The 26124-nt window shown below is 66.6% G+C and carries 21 protein-coding genes and 1 pseudogene; 10 read left to right on the top strand and 12 right to left on the bottom strand.

Going from position 1 to position 26124, the window contains the following annotated elements:
• Positions 1-167: 167 nt before the first annotated feature.
• Together D620_RS15805 and D620_RS0109400 are read left to right on the top strand one after the other, a co-directional pair.
• The gene (locus tag D620_RS15805) at positions 168-1634 is read left to right on the top strand and encodes an HWE histidine kinase domain-containing protein (protein ID WP_017665546.1); all 1467 of its coding nucleotides are present in this window, start codon (positions 168-170) and stop codon (positions 1632-1634) included.
• Positions 1635-1644: 10 nt separating this feature from the next.
• A complete protein-coding gene (locus tag D620_RS0109400; RefSeq protein ID WP_017665545.1) occupies positions 1645-2001 on the top strand; it encodes a response regulator in 357 nt (118 codons plus the stop codon).
• Positions 2002-2034: 33 nt separating this feature from the next.
• Here the strand turns inward: D620_RS0109400 and D620_RS0109395 are convergent, their stop codons facing one another.
• The 4 genes and pseudogenes from D620_RS0109395 to D620_RS0109380 form a co-directional block, all read right to left on the bottom strand.
• Positions 2035-3864, bottom strand: a complete 1830-nt coding sequence (locus D620_RS0109395) for a potassium transporter Kup (RefSeq protein WP_017665544.1) — start codon at positions 3862-3864, stop codon at positions 2035-2037.
• A gap of 136 nt (positions 3865-4000) precedes the next feature.
• Positions 4001-4795, bottom strand: coding sequence for an outer membrane protein assembly factor BamD (locus D620_RS0109390; RefSeq protein ID WP_017665543.1), 795 nt, complete (start codon positions 4793-4795; stop codon positions 4001-4003).
• Between the two features lie 224 nt (positions 4796-5019).
• Positions 5020-6837 (bottom strand): translation elongation factor 4, encoded by a 1818-nt coding sequence (gene lepA, locus D620_RS0109385; protein ID WP_017665542.1) that lies wholly within the window; start codon positions 6835-6837, stop codon positions 5020-5022.
• A 225-nt stretch (positions 6838-7062) separates the two neighbouring features.
• Positions 7063-7506, bottom strand: a pseudogene (locus D620_RS0109380) (EAL domain-containing protein); the annotation flags it as partial.
• A 239-nt stretch (positions 7507-7745) separates the two neighbouring features.
• Here D620_RS0109380 and D620_RS0109375 point away from each other — a divergent pair.
• The 3 genes from D620_RS0109375 to D620_RS0109365 all read left to right on the top strand — a co-directional run bounded on the left by D620_RS0109375 (position 7746) and on the right by D620_RS0109365 (position 12278).
• Positions 7746-9437 (top strand): PHA/PHB synthase family protein, encoded by a 1692-nt coding sequence (locus D620_RS0109375; RefSeq protein WP_026092089.1) that lies wholly within the window; start codon positions 7746-7748, stop codon positions 9435-9437.
• 154 nt (positions 9438-9591) lie between these two features.
• Positions 9592-10452 carry an alpha/beta fold hydrolase gene (locus tag D620_RS0109370; protein ID WP_233992043.1) on the top strand — a complete coding sequence of 287 codons (861 nt, stop codon included), beginning with the start codon at positions 9592-9594 and terminating at the stop codon, positions 10450-10452.
• A 59-nt stretch (positions 10453-10511) separates the two neighbouring features.
• Positions 10512-12278, top strand: coding sequence for an N-acyl-D-amino-acid deacylase family protein (locus D620_RS0109365; RefSeq protein WP_017665538.1), 1767 nt, complete (start codon positions 10512-10514; stop codon positions 12276-12278).
• A 16-nt stretch (positions 12279-12294) separates the two neighbouring features.
• Here D620_RS0109365 and D620_RS0109360 read toward each other — a convergent pair whose 3' ends face one another.
• The 6 genes from D620_RS0109360 to D620_RS0109335 form a co-directional block, all read right to left on the bottom strand.
• The gene (locus D620_RS0109360) at positions 12295-13380 is read right to left on the bottom strand and encodes a DUF2855 family protein (protein WP_017665537.1); all 1086 of its coding nucleotides are present in this window, start codon (positions 13378-13380) and stop codon (positions 12295-12297) included.
• A 28-nt stretch (positions 13381-13408) separates the two neighbouring features.
• Complete coding sequence (dnaN, locus tag D620_RS0109355; RefSeq protein WP_017665536.1) at positions 13409-14536, bottom strand: DNA polymerase III subunit beta; 1128 nt, start codon at positions 14534-14536, stop codon at positions 13409-13411.
• Positions 14537-14703: 167 nt separating this feature from the next.
• Positions 14704-15462 (bottom strand): 3-oxoacyl-[acyl-carrier-protein] reductase, encoded by a 759-nt coding sequence (fabG, locus tag D620_RS0109350; protein WP_017665535.1) that lies wholly within the window; start codon positions 15460-15462, stop codon positions 14704-14706.
• A 16-nt stretch (positions 15463-15478) separates the two neighbouring features.
• On the bottom strand, positions 15479-16027 hold the full coding sequence (locus D620_RS0109345) for a hypothetical protein (protein WP_017665534.1): 549 nt from the start codon (positions 16025-16027) through the stop codon (positions 15479-15481).
• Positions 16027-16965, bottom strand: coding sequence for an ACP S-malonyltransferase (fabD, locus tag D620_RS0109340; protein WP_017665533.1), 939 nt, complete (start codon positions 16963-16965; stop codon positions 16027-16029). Before fabD ends, D620_RS0109345 begins: the two co-directional genes overlap by 1 nt.
• 36 nt (positions 16966-17001) lie before the next feature.
• A complete protein-coding gene (locus D620_RS0109335) occupies positions 17002-17832 on the bottom strand; it encodes an LD-carboxypeptidase (protein WP_017665532.1) in 831 nt (276 codons plus the stop codon).
• 56 nt (positions 17833-17888) lie between these two features.
• Between D620_RS0109335 and D620_RS0109330 the strand changes: the two genes are divergently transcribed.
• The 5 genes from D620_RS0109330 (at position 17889) to D620_RS15075 (ending at position 24346) form a co-directional block, all read left to right on the top strand.
• The gene (locus D620_RS0109330) at positions 17889-19316 is read left to right on the top strand and encodes a glutamate ligase domain-containing protein (RefSeq protein ID WP_017665531.1); all 1428 of its coding nucleotides are present in this window, start codon (positions 17889-17891) and stop codon (positions 19314-19316) included.
• Positions 19317-19351: 35 nt separating this feature from the next.
• Positions 19352-19603, top strand: coding sequence for a hypothetical protein (locus D620_RS0109325; protein ID WP_017665530.1), 252 nt, complete (start codon positions 19352-19354; stop codon positions 19601-19603).
• Positions 19604-19639: 36 nt separating this feature from the next.
• Positions 19640-21181 carry a class I adenylate-forming enzyme family protein gene (locus D620_RS0109320; protein WP_017665529.1) on the top strand — a complete coding sequence of 514 codons (1542 nt, stop codon included), beginning with the start codon at positions 19640-19642 and terminating at the stop codon, positions 21179-21181.
• A gap of 155 nt (positions 21182-21336) precedes the next feature.
• Positions 21337-22572 carry a carbohydrate porin gene (locus tag D620_RS0109315; RefSeq protein WP_017665528.1) on the top strand — a complete coding sequence of 412 codons (1236 nt, stop codon included), beginning with the start codon at positions 21337-21339 and terminating at the stop codon, positions 22570-22572.
• A gap of 34 nt (positions 22573-22606) precedes the next feature.
• Positions 22607-24346: a methyl-accepting chemotaxis protein gene (locus tag D620_RS15075; RefSeq protein WP_017665527.1), complete on the top strand. Its 1740-nt coding sequence runs from the start codon at positions 22607-22609 to the stop codon at positions 24344-24346.
• Here the strand turns inward: D620_RS15075 and D620_RS0109305 are convergent.
• Positions 24343-24993 carry a glutathione S-transferase family protein gene (locus D620_RS0109305; RefSeq protein WP_017665526.1) on the bottom strand — a complete coding sequence of 217 codons (651 nt, stop codon included), beginning with the start codon at positions 24991-24993 and terminating at the stop codon, positions 24343-24345. The genes D620_RS15075 and D620_RS0109305 overlap by 4 nt on opposite strands.
• A gap of 10 nt (positions 24994-25003) precedes the next feature.
• Positions 25004-25942: a DUF808 domain-containing protein gene (locus D620_RS0109300; RefSeq protein WP_017665525.1), complete on the bottom strand. Its 939-nt coding sequence runs from the start codon at positions 25940-25942 to the stop codon at positions 25004-25006.
• Positions 25943-26124 lie beyond the last annotated feature (182 nt).

Raw genomic sequence — 26124 nt, 5'->3', positions numbered from 1 at the left:
GGCGCGTCACGCGGCAAGGCGCGCCAATCCCCAAGCCGCGCCGCGCACCGCGGCGGTCCCGCACCGGGCAGGCTTGACCTTGCCGCGATTTGCGGGCCAATCGCCGGCAAGGGCGGCGGTCATCGGGGCCGCCGCGCGCTTGCGGCAGGAGGATGCAGGGACAACCCATGGCCAAAGCCGGTTCCGATCATCGCGGTCACTCCGGCCCGCTCGCATGGATCGAGCGGGTCGAGGTCGCCGGGTTCAGCCCGCTCGCGCGGCTGGCCGGGACCCTCGCGATCTTCGGCGCGGCGTGGGGTGCGCGTGCGCTGGTCGATCCGCTGCTGCCGCCGGGCTTTCCCTATGTGACCTTCTTCCCGGCGGTGATCCTTACCACCTTCCTGTTCGGCTTGCGCGCGGGGCTGGTCTCGGGCGTGCTGTGCGGATTGGTCGCGTGGTATTACTACATCTCGCCCAACCGCAGCTTCAGCCTTGCGGGAGCCGAGGTGGCGCTCGGGCTCTATGTCTTTGTGGTCGCTACCGATCTGGCGCTGATCCACGGCATGCGCGTCGCCAACCGCCGCCTGCGCGAGGAGCGCGTCGCCAACCAGCGGCAGGCTGAGGAGCTGCGCGGCGCGCTCGAAGCGCTGCGCGAGAGCGAGGTCAAGACCCACCTTGCCACCCGCACCGCCGGGATCGGCATCTGGCAGTGGCACGTGCCGAGCGGCAAGGTCTACGGCGACGACACGATGCTGGCGCTCTACGGGATCGCCGAGAGGGAAGACGAGACGCCGGGGATCGCGGAATACAATGCGCGGGTCCATCCCGAAGACCTCGCCCGCCAGCAGCAGATCCTTGCCGAGACGGTCAGGAACCGCTCCGAAAGCACCCGTGAATTCCGCATCTTGCGCGGCGATGATGGCCGGGTGCGGCACCTGCGCGCGGTCGAAGTGGCCAGGGCCGGGGCGGACGGGATAACCGAGTGGGTGGTCGGCACCAATCTCGACATCACCGAGGAAAAGGACCGCGAAAGCCACATCCGCCTGCTGCTGGGCGAGGTCAACCACCGCGCCAAGAACCTGCTCGCGGTGGTGCTCTCGGTCGCGCGGCGCACCAGCGGGGCCGATCACGAGACCTTCTTGCAGAACTTCGCCGCACGCATCCAGTCGCTCGCCACCGGGCAGGACCTGCTGGTCAGAAACGCCTGGCGCGGGGTCGGATTGCGGGCGCTGGTGACGGCGCAGCGGGGCCATTACAAGGACCTGCTGGGCACACGCATCCTGCTGGAGGGCGAGGACATCGCGCTTGGCCCCCACGCGGTGCAGACGCTCGGCATGGCGCTCCACGAACTCGCCACCAATGCCGGCAAGCACGGCGCGCTGTCGCAGGACGGGGGCGAGGTCCTGCTGCGCTGGGAATGCAGCGGCCCGGGCGCGGCGGCGCGCGTCACGATCGTCTGGCAGGAACGCGGCGGGCCGCCCATAAGCCCGCCTGCCGCGAGCGGCTTCGGCTCGGTGGTGATCGGCGACATGGTGCGAAACAGCCTCGATGCCGGCGTCGAGATCCGTTTCGAGCCCGCCGGCTTTGTATGGCGGATGGACTGCGCGCTCGCCGCCATCATCGAACAGGATGAACCCGGAGCGCCTTTGCGCTAGGAGACGGGACATGAGCGCGCGCATTCTCGTCGTCGAGGACGAATATTTCATCGCCCAGGACGTGGCCGAAGCGCTCGCGGGCGCGGGGTTCGGCGTGCTCGGACCCTGTGCGACCGTCGCTGCCGCCCTCGCGCTGCTGGCGGGCGAGGAGAGCTGCGCTGCGGCAGTGCTCGATGCGAACCTGCGGGGGGAAAGCAGCCTGCCGGTGTGTGCGGCGCTGGCCGCGCGCGGAATTCCCTTCATCATCGTGACCGGCTTTACCGCCGGCCAGCTTCCTGCGGCGATGGCCGCCGGCCCGGTGCTCGCCAAGCCGCTCGATCCTGCGCGCCTTGTGGGCATGCTAAAGGGCCTGATCGCGGGGCCCTGAGCGCCGCCCGCGCCCCGCGTTCTGCGCGCGCGGTCAGATCTGCAACTGGCTGCCCAGTTCGACCACGCGGTTGGTGGGGAGCTTGAAGCTTTCCATCGCGCTTTCCGAGGCTTTCGACATCCACGCGAACAGCCCCTCGCGCCAGCGCGCCATGCCGGGGTGATCGGCCGAGGGGATGAGCTTCTGGCGGCCGAGGAAATAGCTTGTCGCCATCGGATCGAAGGGGCCGCACGCGGTCTCCAGCAGCGCCAGATCGCGGGGGATGTCGATCTCCTCCATGAAGCCGTAACGGATGATCACCCGCCAGAAGCCATTGCCCTCGTCATGGACGGCGGTGCGGGTGGCGGGCTCAATCTGCGGCACCTCTTCCACCTTCACGGTCACGATCAGCACCCGGGCATGCAGCACCTGGTTGTGCTTGAGGTTGTGGAGCAGCGCGCTGGGCACCCCGTGCTCGGCCGCGGACAGATAGACCGCGGTGTTGCGCACCCGGTGGACCGAAGTGCCGACCGAGGCGATGAAGTCCCCGAGCGCCAGATCGCCCTCGCCCATCCGCTCGCGCATGATCCGCCGGCCCTTGGACCAGGTGGTGAGCAGCGTGAACAGCACGCCCGCCACCGCCAGCGGGAACCACCCGCCATCGGGGATCTTGGCGATGTTCGAGGCGAAATAGATCACGTCCACGATTGCGAACAGGCCGATGGTGGCCCCCGCCAGCAACCTGTTCCAGCGCCACACCCTGAAGACGAGGAAGGCGAGCATCATCGTGGTGATCAGCATCGTGCCAATCACCGAGATGCCATAGGCCGATGCAAGCCGGGTCGATTCCCCGAAGCCGAGCACCAGCAGCAGCACCATCACCAACAGGCCCCAGTTGATCGCCGGGATGTAGATCTGCCCGGCCGCCCTGGCGCTCGTCTGAAGCGTGCGCAGGCGCGGCAGGAAGCCCAGTTGCACCGCCTGGTGCGTGACCGAGAAGGCGCCCGAAATCACCGCCTGGCTGGCGATCACCGTCGCCGCGGTCGCGATCAGCACCAGCGGCAGGCGCGCCCATTCGGGAGCCATCAGGTAGAAGGGGTTTTCCGCCGCCTCCGGGTGGGACAGCAGCAGCGCGCCCTGCCCCATGTAGTTGAGCATCAGGCAAGGGTAGGCAAGGCCCAGCCAACTGAACGCCACCGCGCGCCGCCCGAAATGGCCCATATCGGCATAGAGCGTCTCGGCCCCCGTCACCGCAAGGAACACCGATCCCATCGCAAGGAAAGCGGTGTGCGGATCGTGGGCGAAGAACGCCGCCGCATGCCAGGGGTTGAGGATGCCGAGGATCGCGGGATTGGCGGCGATATTGACGATGCCGAGCACCGCCAGCACGGCGAAATAGACCAGCACGACGGGCCCGAACAGCGCGCCCACCTTGGCCGTGCCGCGGCTCTGGATCAGGAACAGGCCGATCAGGATCACCACCGCAATCGGCAGCACCAGCGCCTCCAGCGCAGGGTTGACGATGGTCAGCCCCTCGACCGCCGAAAGCACCGATATCGCCGGGGTGAGCATTGCATCGCCATAGAACAGCGAGGCGGCGAGCACGCCGAGCACCACCAGCACAGCGCTCACCCGCGCGCCCTCGACATGGCGCGAGATCAGTGCCAGCAGCGCGAAGGAGCCGCCCTCGCCGCGGTTGTCGGCGCGCATCGCTACGGCCACATATTTGACCGTGACGATCAGCATCAGCGACCAGAAGATGAGGCTCAGCACGCCGAACACATGCAGCCGGTCGACGGCGAGCGGGTGCGGACCGACGAAGCTCTCCTTCAGCGCATAGAGCGGCGAGGTGCCGATATCGCCATAGCCGGAGCGATGCGCCATAGTCAGGCGAAGGTGAGCGGGTTTCGCTGAACCGGCTGCACAGCAGCCGCGAGGCCACGCTGCCGAGCCGCAGGCGATCAGGCCCGCAGGGTCTGAAGCTCGCCGTGGACGAACCCGCGGAGGCGGGTTCGCAAAACTAGGACGCTGTCACACCCTCGGCGTTCTTGTTGACCAGCTTGAAGGCGCGCTCGTACCACTCGCTGCCCGGGTAGTTGGCGCCCAGCACCGCGGCATATTTCACCGCCTCGACCGGCACGCCCAAGGCAAGGCTGCTTTCGGTGAGGCGGTAGAGCGCTTCGGGGGTGTGGCTGGTGGTGTCGAACTTTTCGACCACGTTGCGGAACCGCATGTCGGCGGCGAGCCACAGGCCCATGCGCTGGTAGTGGCGGCCGATCTCCATCTCCTTGCCCGCAAGGTGATCGGCAACCAGATCGAGCTTGAGGCGCGCATCGGCGGCATATTCGCTCTGCGGGAAGCGCCGGTTGACCTCGCGCAGCGCGGTCTGCGCCTGCTCGGTGATCTTCTGGTCGCGGTTCACGTCGCTGATCTGCTCGTAATAGCTGAGCGCGATCAGATAGTAGGCATAAGGCGCGTCCTTGTTGCCCGGGTGGATCGACAGGAACCGCTGCGCATTGGTGATCGCCTTGTTGTAATCGCGCGCGATGTAATAACTGAAGGCGCTCATCAGCTGCGCGCGGCGGGCCCAGGGCGAATAGGGATGCTGGCGCTCCACCTCGTCAAACAGCGCCGCGGCCTGAAGCGTGTTGCCCCGGTCGAGCCGCCGCTGCGCCTCGGCATAAAGCGATTCGACATCGCGCGCGACATAGGCGACGTCCTTCTCCCCCCCGCCCCCGGCGCAGGCCGAGAGACCAGCAAAAGTGAAAGCAGCGAGCGCAGCCTGCGCGATACGGGTGGGGAGCTTCATCGACATGGCCAGCCGTATAACGAGAGCAGCCCTGAACGCCAAGTGAAGGCTGAGCCCTGTGCGCAAGTCGCAAGACTTGCGTGACTGAGGCGAAAACCCGGCCGGCGGGTCGGCTTCGCCCAGCGTCGCTTCCGAACGGGTGGGCCTGCGGCCACCCGCCGGCCGGAGTTACAGCCTTTCGCTTCTAGCATGCGGGCCGCGTTGCGACCGTCTGCGCTAGGCGCTCGGCTTCACTCTTCCCCCATCCTCAGCGCCGCAATGAAAGCCTCCTGAGGAATACTGACGTTGCCATATTCCCTCATCCGCGCCTTCCCCTTTTTCTGCTTCTCGAGCAGCTTCTTCTTGCGGGTGATGTCGCCGCCATAGCACTTGGCGGTCACGTCCTTGCGCAGGGCGGCGATGGTTTCGCGGGCGATCACCTTGCCGCCAATCGCCGCCTGGATCGGGATTTTGAACAGGTGGCGGGGGATGAGGTCCTTTAGCCGCTCGCACATGCCGCGGCCGCGTTCCTCGGCATTGGCGCGGTGGACGATCAGGCTGAGGGCGTCTACGGCCTCGTTGTTGACGAGGATGTTCATCTTCACAAGGTCGCCCTCGCGGGTGCCGATCTGTTCGTAGTCGAAGGAGGCGTAGCCGCGGCTGATCGACTTGAGGCGGTCGTAGAAGTCGAAGACCACCTCGTTCAAGGGCAGCTCGTAGCTGACCTGCGCGCGGCCGCCGACGTAGGTCAGTTCGGTCTGGATGCCGCGGCGGTCCTGGCACAGCTTGAGGATCGCGCCGAGGTACTCGTCAGGGGTGTAGATCACCGCCTTGATCCACGGCTCCTCGATCGATTCGATGCGATTGGTGTCGGGCCAGTCGGCGGGGTTGTGGATGTCGATGGTCTTGGCGTCCTCGGTCTTCGAATGGCCGAGGTGGATGCGGTAGACGACGCTGGGCGCGGTGGTGATGAGGTCGAGGTCGTATTCGCGGCTAAGGCGCTCCTGGATGATCTCGAGGTGCAACAGGCCGAGGAAGCCGCAGCGGAAGCCGAAGCCCAATGCGGCCGAGGACTCCATCTCGAAGGAAAAAGAGGCGTCGTTAAGGCGCAGCTTGGCGATGGACTCGCGCAGCTTCTCGAAATCGGCGGCATCGACCGGGAAGAGGCCGCAGAAGACGACCGGCTGGACTTCCTTGTAGCCCGGCAGCGCCTCGCTCGCCCCGCCCTTGACCGTGGTGATGGTGTCGCCGACGCGGGCCTGTTCGACCTCCTTGATCTGCGCGGTGATGAAGCCGATCTCGCCCGGGCCCAATTCGGCAAGGTCGGTGCGCTTGGGGGTGAAGCAGCCGACGCGGTCGACGAGGTGTTGCGTTCCGCCCTGCATGAAGCGGATGTTGAGCCCCTTGGTGAGCTTGCCGTCGATCACGCGCACAAGGATGACGACGCCAAGATAGGGGTCGTACCACGAGTCCACGAGACTGGCGGTCAGCGGCGCATCGATCTGGCCCTTGGGGGCCGGGATCTTGGCGACGACAGCTTCGAGCACTTCCTCGATGCCGATCCCCGATTTGGCGGAGGCGAGCACCGCCTCGGAGGCGTCGAGGCCGATGATGTCCTCTATCTCGGCGCGGACCTTGTCGGGCTCGGCGGCGGGGAGGTCGATCTTGTTGATGACGGGGACGATCTCGTGATCATGCTCGATCGACTGGTAGACGTTGGCCAGCGTCTGGGCCTCGACACCCTGGGCTGCGTCAACGACCAGCAGCGCGCCCTCGCAGGCGGCAAGGCTGCGCGAAACCTCGTAGGCGAAGTCGACGTGGCCGGGGGTATCCATCAGGTTGAGCTGATAGGTCTCGCCGTTTTTCGCGGTGTAGGTGAGGCGCACGGTCTGCGCCTTGATGGTGATGCCGCGTTCCTTTTCGATGTCCATGTTGTCAAGGACTTGCTCGGACATTTCGCGCGCTGAGAGGCCTCCGGTGAACTGAATCAGCCGGTCAGCCAGGGTCGACTTGCCATGGTCGATGTGAGCGATGATGGAGAAGTTGCGGATGTGGGAGAGGTCGGTCATCGCCGGGCGATGTAGCGCCCGGTCACGCCCTTGTCATTCGCCAAAAACGCAACTGCCTTGCGGGGTTCAGACCGGTTCGCTGCGGGGGCTGCGCGAATAGCCGAACTTGGGGACGACACCGGCATTCGGGCCGCCTTTCGCCATGCTCAGGAACTTGCCCGGGGCGAGCGGGGCCAGCGGGGCACCGACTGCGGCCAGCGCATAGGGCGAGACACGGTTGCGGGTGATCGAGGCGATGATCGCGCCGTTGCGGCTGCCCTCTTCGGTCGCCCCTTGCACAAAGCTGCGGTCAATCTTGATCTTGTCGAAGGGCGCCTTCTTCAGATAGCCGAGCGAGGAATATCCGGTGCCGAAATCGTCGAGCGCAAGGCGCACGCCGACGCGCTTCAATGCCTTGAACATCGCATCGGTGCCCTGGCTGTCGTTCAGGAACACGCTTTCGGTGATTTCCAGCTCGAGCCGCGAGGGCGCAACCCCGCTGTGGGCAAGCGCGCTGGCGACGATGGTGGGCAGATCGGGGTTGGCGAATTGCAGCGCCGAGACGTTGACCGCGCAGCGGATCGAGCGCGGCCAGCGGGCAAGGTCGGCGCAGGCGCGGCGCAGCGCCCACTGGCCGATGCGGTCGATCAGGCCCGCATCCTCGGCAATCGGCACGAACTTGGCAGGGCTGGTCGATGCAAATTTCCGGATAGGTTCCCCCGCCATTGGAATGCCATGCCCCACGATGGCCTAGAAAATCGTTAATCGTCTCCCCTAATTCTTGAACCAAACCGCGCGGGCGATCCGGCGGCACTCCCTTGCTCATGCTTGCAACTTGGGAGGCTTGCCTCCATTCTTTTTCCGGAGGACCGCGTTAACCCAAAGCCGCGCAAAGCGGCTGGCGCAAAGGTCTGACAAGAGGGGATTTCATGGCAAAAGTGAAGCTCGAGAACGAAGCCGCCCAGTCCACCAACGCGCTGGGACCGCTGATCGGTGTGGCGCGCGAGGATTTCGTGAGCGCGGTCGCGCTGCTGCTGCGCGAGACGGCGTCCGATCCCTCGCGCTTCATGCGCCACTCCACCGCGATGGCGCAGGACATGGTCAAGATCATGACCGGCAAGAGCGATCTCGCCCCCGATCCCAAGGACAAGCGGTTCATGGACCCGGCGTGGCAGTACAACCCCTTTTTCCGCGCCGGCGCGCAATATTACCTCGCCGTGCAGAAGGGCATGAAGAACTGGCTGGAGGAGCTCGAACTCGACGAGCTGGAAAGGAACCGCGCGAACTTCATCGCCAACATCATCCTCGATGGCCTTGCCCCCACCAATTCGCTGGCCGGCAACCCGACCGCGCAGAAACAGGTGATCAATTCGGGCGGCCTCAGCCTCATCAAGGGCCTCCAGAACGCCTATAACGACATCGTCCACAACAAGGGGATGGTCAGCCAGGTCGACAAGCGGCCCTTCAAGATCGGCAAGAACATCGCCACCTCGAAGGGCAACGTCGTCTACCGCGACGAGATCATGGAACTGCTGCAATATGCGCCGACGACCGAGGACGTCTATGAAATACCTCAGCTTACGGTGCCGCCGCAGATCAACAAGATGTACATCAACGACCTCTCGCCCGACAAGTCGGTGATCAAGTGGCAGGTCGACAACGGCGTCCAGACCTTCGTCATCTCGTGGCGCAATCCGACCAAGGAACAGGGCCGCTGGGGCATGGCCGAATATATTGCGGCCTGCGAGAAGGCGCTGGAGGTGGTCTCGGCGATCACCGGCTCCAAGAAGGTCAACGTCTCGGCCGGATGCTCGGGCGGGCAGACCGCATCGGTGCTCGCCTCCAAGCTTGCCGCCACCGGCAACCCGATCCTCGGCTCGCTGACGCTGATGGTCTGCGTGCTCCACCCCAAGCCGACCGATATCGAGGCCGGATCGCTGGTGAGCGAGAACGGCATGCAGCTCGCCCGCCAGCGCGCGATGAAGGCCGGGATCATCAAGGCCGACGACCTCGCGCGCGGTTTTGCCTGGCTGCGCCCCAATGACCTCATCTGGAACTACGTCATCAACAACTACCTGCTTGGCCAGGACCCGCCGGCCTTCGACGTCTTGTTCTGGAACGCGGACGCGACCAACCTGTCCTCCAGCCTGATGGGCGATTTCCTCACTCTGTTCGAAACCCTCGCCTTCACCAGGCAGGGCGAGGTCGAGATGGCCGGGCACAAGGTTGACCTGTCGAAGGTGACCGCCGATCTGTTCATTCTCGGCGGGGTCACCGATCACATCACCCCGTGGAAGGCAACCTACCGTTCGACCCAGCTGTTCGGATCGAAGGACGTGACCTACGTGCTCTCGCAGAGCGGCCACATGCAGGCGATCCTCAACCCGCCGGGCAACCCCAAGGCGAAGTATTTCGTGCAAGCCAAGAAGGGCAAGCTCCCGGCGACCGCCGACGATTGGCTGCAAGCGACCGAGGAGGTCGCGGGCAGCTGGTGGCCACTGTGGATGGAGTGGGTGCAGAAGCGCTCGGGCAAGAAGAAGGCCGCGCCCGCGTTGCTGGGCAATGATACCTATGCGCCGATGGAAGCCGCGCCGGGACTCTACGTCGTCGAAGAAGTCTGATACAGGGCAATTCGCGCCAGGGGCGTTCCGGTGACGGAGCGAGGGCGCAAAGCTTGTGGGCGCGCGCGCTATGGGATCGGCGTGCGCGCCCAACCCGCCCTCCTTTCGGGGGGCATGAAAGCCCCTCGCGGGAGCGCAAAAAGGACGTGGATACGTGACCAATCCCATGGACGACGCGGTCGTCTCGATGGAGCAAGTGGGCGGCCGGACGCTACGCACTGCGGCCTGGCGGCTCGATATGCCTTCCGACCATCTGCCGGTTCTGTTCTTCAACGGCATCGGCGCGAACATCGAGGCGGTGGCACCGCTGGCGGCCGCCCTGCCCGAGCGCGGCTTCATCATGTTCGACATGCCCGGCGTCGGCGAATCGCCCGATCCGCTGATCCCCTACAACCCCTTCACCATGAGCTGGACAGCCGCGCAGCTGCTCGACAAGTTCGGCCTGGAACAGGTCGACGTGATGGGTGTTTCGTGGGGCGGCGCGATGGCGCAGCACTTCGCATTGCAGCACCCCGGGCGCACCCGCCGCCTGACCCTCATCGCCACCACCCCCGGGATGCTGATGGTGCCGGGCAACCCCGCCGCATTTACCAAGATGGCCGATCCGCGCCGCTATGTGGACCCCGAGTTCATGGCGAAGCATTTCAAGACGCTCTACGGCGGCATGGTCGAGAGCGCGGGCGAGGATCACAAGGCGAGCCACATCAGCCGCCTGAAGCCCCCCTCTCCGCGCGGCTACGTCTACCAGCTGATGTGCATGCTGGGCTGGACGAGCCTCCCTGCGCTGCCCTTCATGGGCAAGGAAACCCTGATCATGATGGGTGACGAGGACCAGATCGTGCCCCTCATCAACGGCAAGATCCTGGCCGCGATGATCCCCAATTCGCGGCTGATCACCTTCGAAGGCGGCGGGCACCTGTTCCTGCTCACCCATGCGGACAAGAGCGTCGCGGCGATCCGGGAGTTTCTGGACGCGCCGGAGACTGACAAGGAAGCCGGGCGCGCAGCCGCCTAGGCCGCACTGGACACCTCGCCCGGATTGCGACATCCTCCCCCGCAAACGGGAGAGAGAACATGGCGCAATACGACCTCATTATCCGCGGCGGCACGATCGTCGACGGGACCGGAAGGCCCGCCTTTACAGGCGATGTCGCGGTAAAGGACGGGCTGATCGCGATGGTGGGCCGTGTTGCGGGGAGCGCGGCTGAGGAGATCGATGCTGCGGGCAAGATCGTCGCGCCCGGTTTCGTCGACATCCACACCCATTATGACGGGCAGGCCACCTGGGATCAGGAGATGGCCCCTTCAAGCTGGCACGGCGTCACCACGGTCGTGATGGGCAATTGCGGGGTCGGCTTCGCACCCGCGCGCCCCGACCGTCACGAGTGGCTCATCAGCCTGATGGAGGGGGTCGAGGATATCCCCGGCACCGCTCTTGCCGAGGGGATCACCTGGGATTGGGAGACTTTTCCGGAATATCTCGACGCTCTGGAGAAACTGCCGAGGACGGTCGATATCGGCACCCACGTGCCTCACGGTGCGGTGCGCGCCTATGTGCTGGGGGACCGCGAACAGCCCGGCGCGGTGCCGACGGCTGACGACATCGCCGAGATGAGCCGGATCGTCGAGGAAGGCGTGCGTGCGGGCGCGCTGGGTTTCTCGACCTCGCGCACCGTCCTGCACAAGTCGGTCGATGGCGAGCTCGTCCCCGGCACCACCGCGACGCCCGAAGAACTGATCGCCATCGGCCGCGCGATGGGCCGCGCCAAGGCGGCAGGCGGCCATGCGGTGTTCGAGATCGCCAGCGACCTGAAGCGTGAATGGGACGAGTTCGGCTGGATGGGGCAACTCAGCCGCGAGGCCGGCATCCCCGTCACCTTCGCCGCGCTGCAATCGATCGCCAAGGAACTGCCCCTGGACGAGCAGATCGCCGAAATGCGCGCCCAGAACGACAATGGCGCAAACATTGTCGCCCAGATCGCGCTGCGCGGCAACGGGATCGTCATGGCCTGGCAGGGCACCGTCCACCCCTTCCGCTTCCGCCCGAGCTGGATGGCCATCGCCGATCTGCCATGGGAGGAGCAGCGCGCAAAGCTGCTCGATCCCGCCTTCAAGGCCCGGATGCTCGCCGAGCCCAACGACTACACCGACGCGCCCAAGGACATCGGCGGGGTGGTGATGGCGATCAGCATGGGCTGGAGCCTGCAATATGAAATGGACCCCGATTTCGACTACGAGCCAGCCGCCGATGCCAGCATCAACGCCCGTGCGCTCGCTGCCGGGGTGGCCCCGCAGGAATATGCCTACGACCTGCTGTGCAAGGGCGAGGGGACGGGGTTCATCTACCTGCCGATCCTCAACTATGCCGACGGCAACCTCGATTTCCTCCACCCGCTCCAGCACGCCGACGACACGGTGAATTCGCTGTCCGATGGCGGCGCGCATTGCGGGACGATCTGCGATGCGGCTTCGCCGACCTTCATGCTCGAACACTGGGTCAAGAGCCGCAAGCGCGGCGCGACAATCACGCTCGAACAGGCGATCAAGCGCCAGTGCCGCGATACGGCGCGGCTCTATGGCCTCGAGGATCGCGGGGTGATCGAGCCCGGCTATCTGGCAGACCTCAACGTGATCGACATGGGAGCGCTGAAGCTGGGCAAGCCGTGGCTCGCCTTCGACCTTCCGGCAGGCGGCAAGCGGCTGCTCCAGAAGGCGGACGGTTATGTTGCCACGATCAAGAGCGGCGTCGTCACGTTCCGCGATGGGCAATGGACGGGCGCAACCCCCGGCGGGCTGATCCGCGGGCCGCAGCGCGTCGAACTGGCCGAGGCGGCGGAGTAATCCGCCGCCTCCCGGCCTAGGGTTCGATCACGATCCCCTTGGCCGGGTCGATCTGGCCTGCGACCATCCTCGTAAACACCGCGCGCGCAGCGTCGAGACCTGCGTGGCGTTCGATCGCGATGCTGCCCTCGGCGGCCCGCAGGAATTCGCGCCAGGCCGCGGCGACCAGCTTGCCGCCTTCCTCGGCCCCGTGCGCCTTGAAGAAGGCGACCGCGTGGTCGGGGGCAAAGAACAGCTGCGGCTTGGGGCCGGGCAGCGGCTCGTTTTTGCCGAACACCGAGCGCGCCTCGATATGGGTCGCGCCGACCAGCACCGATTGGGTGAGCGCATCGCCGAAATGGTGGTGGATGCGGGCAAGCAGATCGGCGTTGCCGGCGAAATCGACGCTCACCGAGGGCGCGGTGGCAAGGCTCGCCAGATCGTCATAGGCGACGACCGCATCATACAGCCCGCTCGCCTCGACGAAGGCGACATTGCCCTTCGAGGTCAGCCCGATGCGCTTGATGCCCGGCGAGGATTGCCGCGCGGCGCTAGCGAGCCCCATCGCGGTCTTGGAGGAGGCGCTGGTGACGATCAGCTGCTCCGCGCCGAACCAGTCCTGCCCGCGCAGGAAGTATTCGATCAGGAAGCCGGTGCGGAACAGCGGGCCGAAGATCATGCGCTCGGCCTCGCGCGCCGGATCATGCTCGGGGTCGGCGGCGAGGCGCGTGTAGCTGTTGTAGACCGGGCTCATCGGCTGGCGGTGCGCGGCCATGTCCATGAAGCCCCCCGCGCTGACCCGCCCTGGCAGCACATCGAGGTGGCTTGCCATCGGCAGATAGCCATAGACCCGCTCGCCCACGGCAATATCGGGATGGTGGCTCTCGATCACCCGCGCATGGCCCCACATCGGCAGGATGCCAAGCGCGGGATCGGGCGCGGGGAAGAAATCCCAGTATTTGAACCCGTCACCGACCACGGCATAGGTCACGTTATTGGCGGTGACCGAGAAGCTCTCGATCCCGAGCCGCACCTCGCCGTCGCCAAGCGGGGCGAGCGGCACCTCGGCCAGCACGGCATCGGTGAGCGCGGATTTGCGCACGTGGACTTGGGCGGCGTTCATCGCTTCTCCCCTCCTTCGCGGGCGCGGATCACACCCGCATCGGCATCAGCACATAGAGCGCGCGGGCCTTCTCGTTCTCGCGGATCAGCGTCGGCGCGCCGGCATCGGCAAGGTGGAGTTCCACCGTCTCGCTGTCGATCTGGCCAAGGATATCCTTGAGGTAGTTGGCGTTGAACCCGATCTCCAGCCCCTCGGACTTGTAGTCGGCCATCAGCTCCTCGGCGGCGGTGCCGTTGTCGGGCGAGGTGACCGAAAGCGTCACGCGGTCGTTATCGAGCCCGATCTTGACCGCGCGGGTCTTCTCGGTGGCGATCGTCGCGACGCGGTCGACGCCCGAGAAGAACAGCTTGGGATCGACCTTCAGGAGCTTGTCATTGGCGGTCGGAATGACCCGGCTGTAATCGGGGAAGGTCCCGTCGATCAGCTTGGAGGTCAGCACCACCCCGCCCTCGCCGCCCATCGTGAAGCGGATCTTGCTGGCCGAGAGGTCGATGAGGACACTGCCGTCCAGCGCCTCTTCGAGGAGCTTGCGCAATTCGCCCACGGCCTTGCGCGGCACGATCACGTCGGGCATTCCGGCCGCGCCCTCGGGGCGGGGAATGGTGAAGCGGGCGAGGCGGTGGCCGTCGGTCGCGGCGGCCTTGAGCAGGGGCTCGTCCTCGTCGGTCACGTGGAGGAAGATGCCGTTGAGGTAGTAGCGCGTTTCTTCGGTCGAGATCGCAAAGCGGGTGCGGTCGATCAGTTCGGCAAGCAGGCGCGCCGGGACCTCGAAGCTGGTCGGCAGATCGCCCTCGACGATCACGGGAAAATCGTCACGCGGCAGGGTCGGCAGCTTGAAGTTGGAACGGCCCGCCTTGATTTCCAGGCGGTTATCGCTGGTGGTGAGGCTGACCTGGCTGCCCTCGGGCAGCTTCCGGGCAATGTCGAACAGGAGGTGCGCCGACACGGTGATCGCGCCGGGCTGGTCGACCGAGGAGGCGCTCATCGTCTCGACCACCTGAAGATCGAGGTCGGTCGCCATCACCCGCACGCTCCCGCCGTCGCTCGCGTCGATCAGGACGTTGGAAAGGATCGGGATGGTGTTGCGGCGCTCCACCACGGATTGAACATGGGAAAGGCACCGCAGCAGCGTCGCGCGTTCGATCGTGGCCTTCATCGCTTGTCCCTATCGGTCTACGTGTCTTGCAAGGGGGGAGAGGAATCGCCCCCAAGCGCCGGAATCTCCGGAAAACCTTAGCGCAGGCGAGAATACGGGCAAGCAGGCGGAATTGCGAGGGGCACTTACGTTGGGGATAAGGGGCGCGCGAGGGGACTCGCGGCCGCTCAGAGCATCGCCATCCCGCCGTTCACATGCAGCGTCTCGCCCGTCACATAGGCCGCCTCGCGCGAGGCGAGGAAGGCGACTGCGGCGCCGATCTCGCTGCCCTCGCCCATCCGGCCCATCGGGATGCGGGCGTTGATCGCGGCCTGCTGCTTGTCATCGAGCGCGGCGGTCATCGCGGTGCGGATGAAGCCGGGCGCGACGCAGTTCGCCGTGATCCCGCGCGAGGCCACTTCCTGCGCGAAGGCCTTGGTCATGCCGGTGAGGCCCGCCTTGGCGGCGCAATAGTTCATCTGTCCCGGATTGCCGGTCGCGCCCACCACGCTGGTGATGTTGACGATGCGCCCGAAGCGCGCCTTCATCATCGGCTTGGCGCTCGCGCGCATCAGGCGGAAGGCGGCTTCGAGGTTGATGCGGATCACCTGGTCCCATTCCTCGTCCTTCATCCGCATCCCCAGATTGTCGCGGGTGATGCCGGCATTGTTGACGAGGATGTCGACGCTGCCGAGCGTGTCGAGCATGGCCGGGATCAGCTCCTCGACCTGCGTCTGGTTGCCGAGATCGCAGGTGATCTCGACATGGCCGTCATGCTCGTGGGCATAGGTGTCGTTGAGCTCGTCGCGGAAGGCGCGCAGCTTGGCCGCGTTCGATCCTGACAGCGCCAGACGCGCACCCTGCGCGGCGAGCGCGTGGGCGATCGCCGAGCCGATCCCGCCGCTCGCGCCAGTGACGAGGGCGTTCATGCCGTTGAGTGAAAACATCGCGTCCTGCTCCAGATTACCGCATCGTGAAAGTGCGCGTGCTGGCGCGCAGCCCAGACAAGATTTTGAGGTAGTTTCTTACCTGTTGGGCCTTTGCCGTATCGCTCGCAAAGCCGAGCTCGGCGACGAACCTGTCGATCTCGGCGCCGGTATGGCCGGCCAATCCCTGGTAAGCGACCGCGTCCCACAAGTCAGTGCGGTTGCCCACGGCGAGAGCTGTATCGACCTTCGCGGTAACGCCGGGATCGAGCATGCCCTGCCGCAGGAGGCCGTTCAATGCCAGCCGATCAGATTCATAGCTGAGGGCCGAGGTGCTTTCCCGGTCAGTCCATTCGTGCTGTGCGGTGCAGATTTCGAGGCCTTTGCTTACAAGCTCAAATATCGCATTGAACGCTTCGGATCGGTTCGGCCCGCCGCTCTGGTATTCGGCCATCAGGCTATCGAGCTGGCCTTTCTCGGATGCTGAATAGCTGTTTTGCATACAGCCCAGCTCGGCAATCTCGCCGGCCGTAGCGGGCGAGCAGACCAAGAGGGCAGCGCCCACAAGTGACGGCAATCCACGCATCACGCGATCTCCTTCGCAAACCCTTCTAGGTCGGCCAAGGTCACAAGGCTCGTCACCTGTGCCTCCTTGTCGGTGCGGCTGACCATAGGGCCGACGACCTTGCCGCCGAGTTCGACGAAGTGATCTACCCCATCGGCCCGCATTGCAAGCACGCTTTCGCGCCAGCGCACGCGGCCGGTGACCTGCTCGATCAGCAGCGCGCGTGCCTCATCGGGGTCGGTGACGGGGGCTGCGGTGACGTTGGCGTAAAGCGGCAGCGCCAGCGCACCCGGCGGGGTTGCGGCGAGCGCGTGGGCCATCTTCTCGGCTGCGGGCGCCATCAGCGAGGAGTGGAAGGGGGCCGAGACATTGAGGATCATGCCGCGCTTGATCCCGTGCTCCTTGGTGAGCGCCACTGCCCGCTCGATCGCGGCAGTGTGGCCCGAGATCACGACCTGCGAGGGGTCGTTGTCGTTGGCGACCTCGCAGACCTCTCCTTGCGCTGCGGCTTCGGCGAGCGCCTTGGCCTGCTCGATGTCGGCGCCCAGCAGCACCGCCATCGTCCCCTCGCCCACCGGCACCGCGGCCTGCATCGCCCATCCGCGCAGCTTCAGAAGGCGCGCGGTGTTGGTCAGGCTGAACGCGCCGATGGCGGCAAGCGCGGTGTATTCGCCGAGCGAATGACCCGCAACGCAATTCGCGGTCTCGAGCAGCTTGACGCCGAAATCGCGCTCCAGCACGCGCAGGGTGGCGATGGCATTGGCCATGATCGCGGGCTGGGCGTTCTCGGTGAGGGTGAGGCGGTCCTCGGGGCCTTCGCGCATCAGGGCAAAAAGGTTCTGCCGCAGCGCCTCGTCGACTTCGCCGAACACGTCGCGGGCGGCCTCGCTGGCGGCGGCAAGGTCCACTCCCATGCCGACCTTCTGGCTACCCTGCCCCGGAAAGATGAACGCGCGCATGTGCAATCCCGCCTTGCTGTGTTTTGGCGGGCGCCGTTACGTCCGCGCGGGCGGGCTGGCAAGGCCGAAGGGCACAACCCTGTTGGCAGAGGTATGGCCGATCTCGGCCCGGCCAAGGTAGGGCACCCCCGCCCGGTCGCACCAGAAGCGCGCGATGTCTTCCTCGCTCTGGCCGAATTCGACGTAGTTTTCCGGCACATCGGTGACATAACCGAGCCTCACGCCAGCAAGCCGCGGCAGGGTTCCGGCAAGATGGAAGAACAACCGGTCGATCGAATACATGTGTTCGGCCACTTCCTCGACCATCAGCACATGGCCGGTGAGGTCGGGCATCATCGGCGTGCCGGCGATCATGGCGAGGGTGATGAGATTGAAGGCGGCCGCTGGAGTCGTCCCGTCGAGGCTGGGTTCGAGCCCGCTGGTATCGCCCTCCAGCCAGCGCAGCACGCGGCGGATCGCCTCCCTGCCCCCTTCCGAACGCGCGCTCACCGGCATGTGGCCGTGGACGCTCTGCCCGATGCGCTCGCGGTAAAGCGCAGCGAGGAGGTATCCGGCGTCCGAAAAGCCGATATAGGTCTTGGTCCGCGCCACCCGGTTCATCTGCGCGACGGCGGCCTCGGCGATCCGGTTCGAGCCATAGCCGCCCTTGGCAAACCACACGACATCGAAGGCGGGATCATTGGCGAATTCGAGCAGCGCGGAAAGCCTGCGCAAGTCGTCACCGGCGAAATGCCCCGCCCGCTCGAAGCACTGGTCGTGGAAGGTGACGCGGTGCCCCGGGAACTCGGCCGCCACCAGCGCCTCGAGCGCATCGCTCTGCTCGCGGGTGATCGGCGTGGCCGGGGCACAAATGGCGATATTCGTCATGACGCGCAGCCTATGGCGCTTGTCAGGGGGCACGCAAGCCAATAACCAAGCCGCATATGGATAACGGGGTCACCACGGGCTCGCTCACCGGGCGGCCGCTGTTCTTCTGCGGCATCGGCGGGTCCGGGATGCTGCCGCTCGCGCAGATCGCGGATGGGCTCGGCCACCGTGTGGCCGGCTCGGACCGCAGCCGCGACCAGGGCCGCAGCCCCGAGAAATTCGCCTGGATGGAAGCGAACGGCTTTGCGCTGTTCCCGCAGGACGGCAGCGGGGTAACCTCGGCAGAGCAAATCCTGGTCGCATCGGCCGCGATCGAGGACACCGTCCCCGAAGTCGCCCGCGCGAGGGAACTTGGCTGCGCGCGCCTGAGCCGCGCCGAATTGCTCTCGCAGCTGTTCAACGCCGCCGATTTCTCGATCGCGGTCGGCGGCACGTCGGGCAAGTCGACCGTCACCGGCATGATCGCCTGGATTCTTGCCGAGGCGGGGCACGATCCCACGGTGATGAACGGCGCGGTAATGAAGAATTTCGTCTCTCCCGCCAACCCCTTCGCCTCCGCCCGCATCGGCAGCGCGGGCGTGTTCGTGAGCGAGGTCGACGAAAGCGACGGGTCGATCGCGCTCTACCGCCCGACTGTCGGCGTGCTGCTCAATGTCAGCCTCGATCACAAGAGCATCGAGGAGCTTCGCGTCCTGTTCGGCAATTTCGTCGGCAAGAGCGGGACGGCGGTGATCAATCTCGATAGCCAGGAGGCCGGCTACCTCCTCCCGCGCGCCGATGCCAAGGTGACCTTCGGCCTGCGCGCCAAGAGCGCAGACATCAGCGTCGAGGCGGATTCGATCGACATGAGCGAGCTCGGCATCCGCGCGGCGGTGGTCGACAACCGGCGGCGCGAGGTCTTCCCGCTGATCCTGCCGATGCCGGGGCTGCACAATCTCTCGAACGCGCTCGCGGCGATTGCGGCGGCGAGCGCGGCGGGGATCACGGTGGGCCACGCGGTCTATGCGCTGCGCAGTTTTGCAGGGCTCGCGCGGCGTTTCGACGTGATCGGCACCTCGCCGGGCGGGATCAGCCTCATCGACGATTTCGGCCACAATCCTGAAAAGTGCGCCGCCACCTTGCGCACGCTCAAGGCGACGCCCGGACGGGTGATCGCCTTCTTCCAGCCCCACGGCTACGGCCCCTTGCGCCAGATGGGCGAAGAACTCGCCCGCACCTTCGCGCGCGAGCTGGGGCTGGATGACATCACGATAATGTGCGACCCGGTCTATTTCGGCGGCACGGTCGATCGCAGCGTCGGGAGCGAGAGGATCGTCGCGCTGATCAACGCTGCCGGCGGGCATGCCGAACACATCTCCTTGCGCGCCGACTGCGCGGACCGCATCGCGGCACTCGCCCGCGCAGGGGACAGGATCGCGGTCATGGGCGCGCGCGACGACACGCTGACGGAGTTCGCGCAATCGATCCTCGCCCGCCTTCCCTGACGCCTTACGCCCGCGCAGCGCGCCACGCGTGGCGGATGCTGGGCGTGCTGGCGCTCGCGGTGCTGACGGTGGCGGCCGCCGACCGGCTCTTCGGCCACTCGACCCTTGCCTTTGCCGCGGCGATCATCATGCTGATCATCGCCAATGCCCCGATGCTGCGCTTCAACTGCCCGGCTTGCGGCAAGAACCTGTTCTTCCGGGGACCTGTCGTGGTGCCATGGCCCAACCGCATCTGCACGCGCTGCGGCCACGATTGCGCCGCGCCGGCCCCTTCGCAAAATCGCTGATGGCCGAGGCGGTCCGGTAAGGATAGCCTCGCGCCCATGCACCCCCGCGACCTCTCGCTCGATACGCTACTGGCCAATTGCGCGCAGCGCCATGCCCACCGGCTGGCGAGTGTCGACGGCGTCCAGCGCCTGACCTGGGCCGAGCTCGATGCCCGCGTCACCAATCTGGCGCGCTGGATGCTCGCCCGCGGAATCGCGCCCGGCGACCGGATCGCGTTGCTGCTGACCGACGGCGCGCCCTTCGTGACGATCCTCCTCGCCTGCGGCAGGATCGGGGCCATCGCGGTGCTGCTCAACTGGCGGCTTGCTCCGGCCGAACTCGCCTGGATCTGCGGCAATGCCGAGCCGGCGTTGACCTTCGTCAACCCGCGCTTTGCCGCGCTCATTGATGGCGCCGGGGCTGGCGAGGTGCACGTGGTGGACGAGGCGCACCGCCCCGACGGCCTCTTCGAGACTGCCGCGACCACCCCGCACGGCCCCGTGCCTCACGCATACGACCTCGGCCTCGGCCTTGCGCCCAACCGGCCGCTCTACATGATGTACACGAGCGGCACGACCGGCCGGCCCAAGGGCTGCCTGCAAGCGGGAAGCGCGGTCGCTGCCTCCGCGCTCGGCTTTGCCCAGCACCGGGGCTTTGGCGCCGACGCGGTGCTGCTCTCGGTCAATCCGCTGTTCCATGTGGTGGGCATGCAGCAATTCGCCGCGATGCTCGCCTGCGGGGGCACGTCGGTGTTCGCAGGCCGCGACGATGACAGCGCGGCGATCCTCGAGCTGCTCCACCGCGAGGGCTGCACCACCACCAGCGCCTTCCCGACCATCAGCTTCCCGTGGGCCGCGATGGAGCCGGTCCGCGATGGCCGGATGCCGCTCACCAGCTATACCGGCGGGGCGGGCATGGGCCGTCCGCAGATGTACGAGTTCATCGAGCGCGAGTGGGATGCGCGCGTCGTCGGCGGCTATGGCCAGACCGAGATTTGCGGCTTTGCGACCTTTATCGACTACCCGGACATGCTCGAAGCCCCGCGCTCGATCGGCTGGACGCTGCCGCATGTGACGATGACGGTGCTCGATCCCGAGGGCAACCACCTGTCCACCGGCGAAGAAGGCGAGATCGCCTTGCGCGGCCCTTCGGTGATGCTCGGCTACTGGCGCAACCGGGAGGCCAGCGAGGCCGCGCTCGGCCACGGCTGGCTGCGCACCGGCGACCTTGGCACCATGGACGCGCGCGGGCGCGGCTATTTGCTCGGCCGGGCCAAGGAATTGATCAAGACCGGCGGCGAGAATGTCTACCCGGCCGAGGTTGACGCGGTCTTCGCCGCCATGCCCGAAGTCGCCGATGCCGGCTGCTGCGGGGTGCCCGACCGGCAATGGGGCGAGGCGGTCAAGGCCTTCGTGGTGCTGAAGCCCGGCCACAGCCTGACGCGCGAGGAAATCGCGCGCCGCTTCAAGGACCAGATCGCCGGCTACAAGCGCCCGCGCTACATCGAATTCGTCGACCAGCTGCCGCGCGATCCGATCGGCAAGCTCTTGCGCCGCGAGCTTTCCGCCCGCCCCGTGAGCCCCGACCAGGCCGCCTGATTCCACCGCCGTCCCCTGCGGAAACCCCCTAGGCAGCGTCCCGAGGGGCGCGGCTCACAGCGCCTTAGACCGTCTTGCAATATCTGCATCCTTGACAAGACCGCGCCATCCGGGCGCCATCGCGCCCCGCCCGGTCTTGCAGCGAGGGCAAGGCCATGCGGACCAGACCAGCCAATGCGAAACGCAATCGGGCGCTCCTGCGTCTTGCGCTCCTGCTGGCAGCCGGCACCCTGCCGGCCGGCCTGTACGCCGAAGACGTGGCCGGCGAAGACACGGCGCCTGTCATCACGCTCGAGGGCGAGTATGTGGTCGACCTCGTCGGGGTTGCACAAGGCGCAAGCACCGGGGTGCGGCATGTCGATCTGCTCACCCTCACCGCGACGCTCGATCTGGACGAGGCGGCCGGGTGGGGCGGAACCCGGCTGGTCGGCGAGGTGATCGCGGGCACCGGGCGCGAGCCCAACATGCTGGCGGACACGCTCCAGGGGATCGACAATGCCGAAGTCGCAAAGAACCGCGTCAAGCTCTACCAGTTCTATCTCGCCAAGGAATTCGCCGACGTGCCGGTCCGGGTGGCGGCCGGGTTCATCGATCTCAATGCCGAATTCTACAGCAATGACGCGGCCGGCCTGCTGATCGCGCCCGCCTTCGGGATCGGTTCGGAACTCGCCGCGACCGGGCCGAACGGACCTGCGATCTTCCCCTCGACCGCGCTCACGCTGATGGCGCATGCCGAACCCTGGCCCGAAACCTATGCCAGCCTCGCGGTGGTGAACGCCGAAAGCGGCGTGCTGGGCGATGCGGGCGGCATCCCGGCGATCCTGCGCGAAGGTGCGCTGGTGATCGGCGAGGCGGGGCTCACCCGCTTCGGCAAGCTGGCGCTTGGCGCATGGACCTATACCCGCCGCCAGGACGATCTGCGCGTGCTTGATCCTTCTGGAGCGCCGCTGCGCCAGCGCGCGGCGGGCGCATACCTCCTCCTCGAAGTGCCCGTCGGCACCTCGGCGCAAGCGAGCGAACCGGATACGCCAGCGGCCAGCCTGTTCCTGCGCGCCGGGATTTCGGACGGGAACACCACGCCCTATTCGGGCGGCTGGCAGGCGGGCGTGCTGGTCAATGGCCTGTTCGCCGGGCGCCCCGAAAGCCGGCTCTCCATCGGCGCCAACCAGGCCTTCCTCACCGGCAAATTCCGCCGCAACGAGGCCGATATGGGCATCGGGCGCAGGGCTACCGAGACCGGCTTCGAGATCACCCTTGCCGACCGCATCGCCCCGTGGCTGACCCTCCAGCTCGACAGCCAGTATGTCCGCAGCTCCGACCAGACCCCGGGCGCGCGCGACGCGGTGATTGTCGGGCTGCGCTTCATCCTTGCTGCCGGCATCAATCGTTGATCCCGCCCTCGTCCCTCTCCCGAAAGCGCACCGCATGACGATCAAAACCCGTGCTCTCATCCTTGCTGCCGTGCTGCTCGGCCTTACGCTGGTGCAGACCGCCGCGACGGCATGGCGCGATCACGCCCGCGTGCAGAGCGATGCCGCCGGCGAGCGGCTGGTAGGGATGCTGCGCAACCACATGGTCGGCGACATGATGCATGATGCGGTGCGCGGCGCGGTCTATGCCGGGCTCTATGGCGCATCCAGCGGCAACCCCGCGCAGATCGCGTCGGCGCGCAAGGACCTTGCCGAATATTCCGCCAACTACCGCCAGATCATGGCCGAGAACCGCAAGGATGCAGCCGCGGCCGAACAGGCCAAGATGACCGCGCTGCTCGCCAAGACCGACGCCGATGTCGAGGCCTATCTCGCCATCGCGAAGAAGATGGTCGAGGCCGCCGCCGTGGATCGCGCGCGCGCCGAGGCGCTGTTCCCCGAATTCAACACCAAGTTCGATACGCTCGAGGAATCGATGGAGGCGATCGGCCTCGTCTTCGAGGAGCTGCTCGCCGCGGAGAATGACGCTGCGCAATCGAGCAGCTGGATCGTGCTGGTGTTCTTCGCGCTGCTTTCGCTGGCGGTGCTGGCGTGGACGCTGGTGATGGTGCGCCGCATGATCGTGGCCCGCCTGTCACTTCTCGCGGAGCGGCTCGGGACGCTGGCAGCAGGCGACTTTGCGGCCCCCGTCCCCGAGGTCGAAACCCGCGACGAGATCGGCGACATCGCCCGCGCGGCCGAGGTGTTCCGCGCCGCCGCCCTGTCCAAGCAGCAGGCCGATGCGCAGCAGCACATGGTGGTGGGGGCGCTTGCCGCCGGGCTCAAGGCGCTTGCCGCACGCGATCTCACCTGCCGGATCGAGAGCCCGTTCGCGGCGGAATACGAAGCCCTGCGCGAAAACTTCAACCGCACCGCGCAGGAACTGGCGGGGGTGATCCGCAAGGTGGTGAGCGCCGCCGACGGCGTGACCCTGGGTGCGGGAGAGATCCACGCTGCCTCCGATGACCTTGCCAAGCGCAACGAATTGCAGGCCGCAAGGGTCGAGCAGACCACCAGCGCGATGGGCGAGATCGCGAGCGGCGTCCAGGGCACCGCCAGCAGCGCCCGCGACGCGGAAAAGACCGTCGGCGAGGCGCAGTCCGAGGTCGTCACGGGCGGCGCGGTGGTGCGCGACGCGATGGCGACAATGACCTCGATCGAGCAGTCCTCGCAGGAAGTCTCGCAGATCATCACCCTCATCGAAGGGATCGCCTTCCAGACCAACCTGCTCGCCCTCAATGCCGGGGTCGAGGCAGCGCGCGCGGGCGAATCCGGCAAGGGATTTGCGGTGGTCGCCAACGAGGTGCGCGCCCTCGCCCAGCGCTCGGCCGAGGCGGCGAGCGAGATCACCACGCTGATCACCGCGAGTGCCGGCCATGTCGAGCGCGGGGTCGAACTGGTCGGGCGCACGGGCGAGGCCTTCGATGCGATCCTCACCCATGTCGCGCGCACCAGCGAACATATCGCGCGCATCGCCCAGGCCTCGGCGGTGCAGGCCGACAGCCTCCAGCAGGTCAGCACGGCCGCGCGCGAAATGGACCGCATGACCCAGCAGAACGCCGCGATGGTCGAGGAAGCGACCGCGGCGGCGAGCGGGCTCACCCGCCAGGCGCAGGGCCTCTCGGACCTGGTCGCAGATTTCCGGCTCGACAGCGCCGCCGCCGAATGGGCGGCCGAAACCCGCCGCGCGGCCTAGGCGCGCGCAGTCTCCAACGCCTTGCGGCCCTCCTCCTCGCGTGCAAGGGCGCGGATATAGGCCGGGCGCGCGGTCAGGCGCTGGCGATAGGCCTTGAGGCTTTCGGGCACGCCCTCGTCGAGCCCCACGCTCTGGGCGAGGATCAGCGCGTAGCCGACGCAGATGTCGGCAACGGTGAAGCGGTCGGCGCACAGGTATTGGCGGGTCGCAAGACGCTGCTCGATCTTGACGAGGCGCTTGTGGAACCACTTGGCATAGGCGTGTCCTGCCTCCTCCAATCCCTTGTCCTTTTCGAACAGGCAGAAGCGCATGTAGACCGTCTGCGGGAAGGTGATCGTCGCATCGGCGTGGTAGGTGTAATCGGAATATTCGCCGTAATCGCGCTCACCGGGCGCGATGGCGAGGTCGGTATGGCCGCCGCGCGTGGCGAGGTAGTGGGCGATGGCGCAGCTCTCGGTCAGCTGCGTCTGGCCATCGACCAGCATCGGCACCGTGCCAAGCGGGTTGATCCCCATAAACTCGGGCGCGAGATAGCGCGGCGGGAAGGGCAGGACGCGAAGGTCGATCCCGACGCCCACTTCCTCCGCCGCCCAGGTTGCGCGCAGGCCCCGCGACCGGGCGCAGGTGTAAAGGACAGGTGTGGTCATATCTGGCGCCCTAATGCGCCTTGTCCGCGCCCACACCCAGCACTTTGTGTAAGGTGAAGGCGATGATGCTGCCGAGGATCAGGCCGAAGATCGCCGACAGCGTGGTCGCGGTCAGCCACCCGGGCACGCCGCCCGCCACCTCATGGACCGCGTGTTCGGCGGCGTGGATCGGGCCGTAGAACCAGTCGAGGCCCAGCTTGTGCAAGGAATCGACCACGATATGCCCGCCGACCCACAGCATCGCCGCCGTGCCGATCAGCGACAGCGCAGTCAGCAGCTTGGGGACGAAACGCAGCAGGAATCGCCCGAAACCTTGCGCGCCCGTGCTCGCCTTCTTCGTCAGATGGAGCCCGATATCGTCGAGCTTCACGATCAGCCCGACCGCGCCATAGACCGCGACCGTCACCGCCACCGCCACCAGCGCCAGCACCGCAGCCCGCATCACGAGGCTCTCGTCGGCGACCTCGGCGAGCGCGATCGCCATGATTTCGGCCGAGAGAATGAAATCGGTGCGGATCGCCCCGCCCACGCGCTCATTCTCGAAGGCGACCGGATCGGTGATCTCGTCCTCCAGCGTCTCGCCATGCTTGGCGAAACCGAGCTTTTCCATCACCTTCTCCGCGCCTTCGTAACACAGGAAGGCCCCGCCCACGATCAAGAGGTAGGTGATGGCAGCGGGCAGGAATTCGGACAGCAGCAATGCGCCGGGCAGCAGGAAGACCAGCTTGTTCTTGAGGCTGCCCTGGGTGATCTTCCAGATGATCGGCAGCTCGCGCGCAGGCGAAAGCCCGGTGACGTAGCTCGGCGTCACCGCCGCATCGTCGATCACCACGCCCGCGGTCTTGGTGCCCGCGCGCCCTGCGGCGACCGCAACGTCATCGATCGAGGCGGAAGCCGCCTTGGCGATCACCGAAATATCGTCGAGCAGCGCGACCAGACCTGAAGGCACGGAAATTCCCCCTTTTGCGATTCGTGCAATGAAACCCAGCGCCTGCCCCTCCGGTTCCCTGCGGACAAGACTTGCAATTGCCGGGCAAAGCTGTAAGGGGCCGCGCTTCGCTAGGGATGCGCCCTTGCGAATATGGAAGAAAGCCGGAGGGGCCCCGTTCGCGCAGGACGGATCAGCCAGCG

This window comes from Porphyrobacter sp. AAP82 (assembly GCF_000331285.1).
In the GTDB taxonomy this organism is placed as follows: Bacteria; Pseudomonadota; Alphaproteobacteria; order Sphingomonadales; family Sphingomonadaceae; genus Erythrobacter.
This window is presented reverse-complemented; position numbering and strand designations above follow the sequence as displayed.